Source organism: Prevotella sp. PTAC (assembly GCF_013166535.1).
GTDB lineage: Bacteria > Bacteroidota > Bacteroidia > Bacteroidales > Bacteroidaceae > Prevotella.
In genome coordinates, this window is record NZ_JABKKK010000027.1 from 1 (window position 1) to 2,718 (window position 2,718).

The 2,718-nt window shown below is 49.0% G+C and carries 2 protein-coding genes; both read right to left on the reverse strand.

Going from position 1 to position 2,718, the window contains the following annotated elements; translation table 11 throughout:
- Positions 1-329 precede the first annotated feature (329 nt).
- On the reverse strand, positions 330-1,217 hold the full coding sequence (locus HPS53_RS12410) for a carbon-nitrogen hydrolase (protein ID WP_104370420.1): 888 nt from the start codon (positions 1,215-1,217) through the stop codon (positions 330-332).
- 155 nt (positions 1,218-1,372) lie between these two features.
- Complete coding sequence (locus tag HPS53_RS12415; RefSeq protein ID WP_172206516.1) at positions 1,373-2,416, reverse strand: agmatine deiminase family protein; 1,044 nt, start codon at positions 2,414-2,416, stop codon at positions 1,373-1,375.
- Positions 2,417-2,718 lie beyond the last annotated feature (302 nt).

Genomic DNA, 2,718 nt, shown 5'->3' on the forward strand with positions numbered 1-2,718 from the left:
ATGAGCTTGGCATATACGTCGGCCGGCAGATACTTGTACATCTTATGCCTGTTGAACACGTATTTGCCGAAATACTCCGATGGTCGTTCCGCCGGTGTCTTTACTTCTGCGGCCTGCTTTTTGAAAGCCTCTTCTACTACCAAAAATCTTAAATTTGAAGACATCATTCTGTTTGTTTATTTGGTTGTTAGGTTTTGTTTGCTTGTTTTTTAGAAGACGGATGAACAGGGTTTTCCGTGGGGCGCATGGTGCGGACAGGGTGGTGTGATATGCTTATATAAAGAAAGATTGTATCTGCCTTTTGCCGTGTTTACGCCCTGTTTGTCCTGTCAGTCATCGATATATCTCTTTGTTATTCCGCCGTAGTTCTCAATCCTGCGGTCTCTGAGGAAAGGCCACCAGCGGCGTACTTGTTCGCTGTGCTTCATGTCTATGGATACTATTATACTCTCTTCGTCGTCTTCCGATGCCTCGTATATAATCTCGCCCTGAGGGCCGGCAACGAATGATGTTCCCCAGAAATTGATACCGTTGGTCTGCCCCGACGGGTCCGTCTCGTGTCCCACACGGTTCACCGCAACCACGGGCAGTCCGTTGGCCACGGCGTGTCCGCGCTGTACTGTCTGCCATGCGCGTCGCTGCCGCTGCTTTTCGTCTTCGGTGTCACTGCTCTCATAACCTATGGCTGTGGGGTAGATGAGTATCTCCGCTCCTGCAAGCGACATCAGTCGCGCAGCCTCCGGATACCATTGATCCCAGCAAACCATAACTCCCAACCGTCCCACGCTTGTGTCTATCGGTTTGAAGCCGAGGTCACCGGGCGTGAAGTAGAATTTCTCGTAGTATGCCGGGTCGTCCGGTATGTGCATCTTTCTGTATTTTCCGGCTATGGTACCGTTGCGTTCTATCACCACTGCTGTGTTGTGATAAAGTCCTGCCGCACGGCGCTCGAATAGCGACGTGACTATCACCACGTTGTGTTTACGTGCCAGTTCGCCAAACAGTTCTGTCGACGGACCGGGGATTGGCTCCGCAAGGTCGAAGTTATTGACGCTTTCCACCTGACAGAAATATAGTGAGTTGTGAAGTTCTTGCAGCACGATGAGTTCCGCCCCGCGTCGCGCGAGGTCGGCCACACCTTCGGCCAGTCTTGTCATGTTGTCTTGTATGTCGGCCGTGTTGTGCTGTTGCAGAAATCCTATTCTAAGTTCTTTCATGCGTGTATGTTGTTTTATTTTATTCATTTCGTGGAGTGAGGATGATGTATATTTGCGTACTCCGGATTGCGGATAGAAGTATATGAATGTCTTTTCTATTTTTCTGATAAATCATACATCCTTCCTCAATCCACCGGACTACATTCTCAAGAAAATCAATAATACTGCATTGTGCAGCAGTGCAGCGAACCGTGCTGTTTTATTATGCTGCGGCAGTCGATACCTACAATCTCCCGGCCGGGGAATGCCTGCGCCATGACTTCCATCGCTTTGCGGTCGTTTTCAGGTTGGCCGTATGTGGGGCATAGCACGGCGCCGTTTATCACGAGATAGTTTGCGTATGTGGCTGGCAGCCGTTCGCCGTCACCATATATAGCGTCGGGTGATGGAAGCCGTAGCAGGCGGTAGGGCTTTCCGTCGGCGGTGCGCAGCATGATAAGTTGGGTTTCCATTTTTTTTAACTCGTCGTATTGCTTGTCGGTATTGTCGTCGCACCCCATATATAATAAGGTATTGTCTGGAGCCACTCTCACCAGTGTGTCGATGTGTCCGTCTGTGTCGTCGCCAGTCAAGTTGCCGTGGTCTATCCATACTATACGGTCTGCCTTGAGCCTGCGTTTCAGTTCACTCTCGATCTCGTCTTGCGACATCGGTTGGTTGCGGTTTGGCGCCATAAGACAGCCCGTCGTGGTGAATACCGTTCCACGTCCGTCGCTCTCTATCGAGCCGCCTTCGAGCACGAAGTCAAGATTATCCTTGTATTCCCCTTTCACGATGCCTGCGTCATATAGTTTTCGGTTGATGGCATTATCTTTATCGGCCTTGAACTTCATTCCCCATCCGTTAAATCTGAAGTCGAGCAGTATACGACTGCCGTTGTTTCCGCAGAGAGTGATGAAGCCGTGGTCTCTCGCCCAGGTATCGTCCGTATCGCATTTCATCGTGATTATGTTTTCGGTGATGTCGTTTCCTGTCTTTTCGGCGATGGCTCGCAGAGCCTCTTCCGGTTGTGGAGCCACAATGATTAGCTGCTCGCGTTTGGCTATTTCCACGGCCATTTTAACATAAGTATCTGTAATTTCGCTGAGCATAGGCTGCCAATCGGTAGCCTGATGCGGCCAGGTGAGCTGTATGCCGCTTTGTGTATCCCACTCTGCGGACATCACGAATCGGCCATTGTAGGTATTGCTGTTCGTCATTTATGTCCTGTCGCTGCCTTTTTTGTAATTATGCCGCAAAGTTACTCTTTTTTTTTGAGAGAAGTATTGTATGTTGATAAAAAATCAGACAAAAGCCCTTTTATAATTCGTTTATTTCAAAATTATAATCCCGTAGGCGAAAATATCGGCGTATTTTTATGCTTCCGCAACACTCTGTTTATCAATATAATACGCTTGCTTGTGTTTTTAAGGATGCCGAGCGGGCTTTGTCATTTTGCAACGGGCACCTTATTGGCCTGCATTTAGATACCCGTTGCTCTGCGATTAGCGTCTAAACGTCT

Bases quoted from the DNA above. Each gene is read 5' to 3' on its own strand.
- HPS53_RS12410 (WP_104370420.1), bottom strand. From the start codon at position 1,217: ATGAAAGAACTTAGAATAGGATTTCTGCAACAGCACAACACGGCCGAC.
- HPS53_RS12415 (WP_172206516.1), bottom strand. From the start codon at position 2,416: ATGACGAACAGCAATACCTACAATGGCCGATTCGTGATGTCCGCAGAG.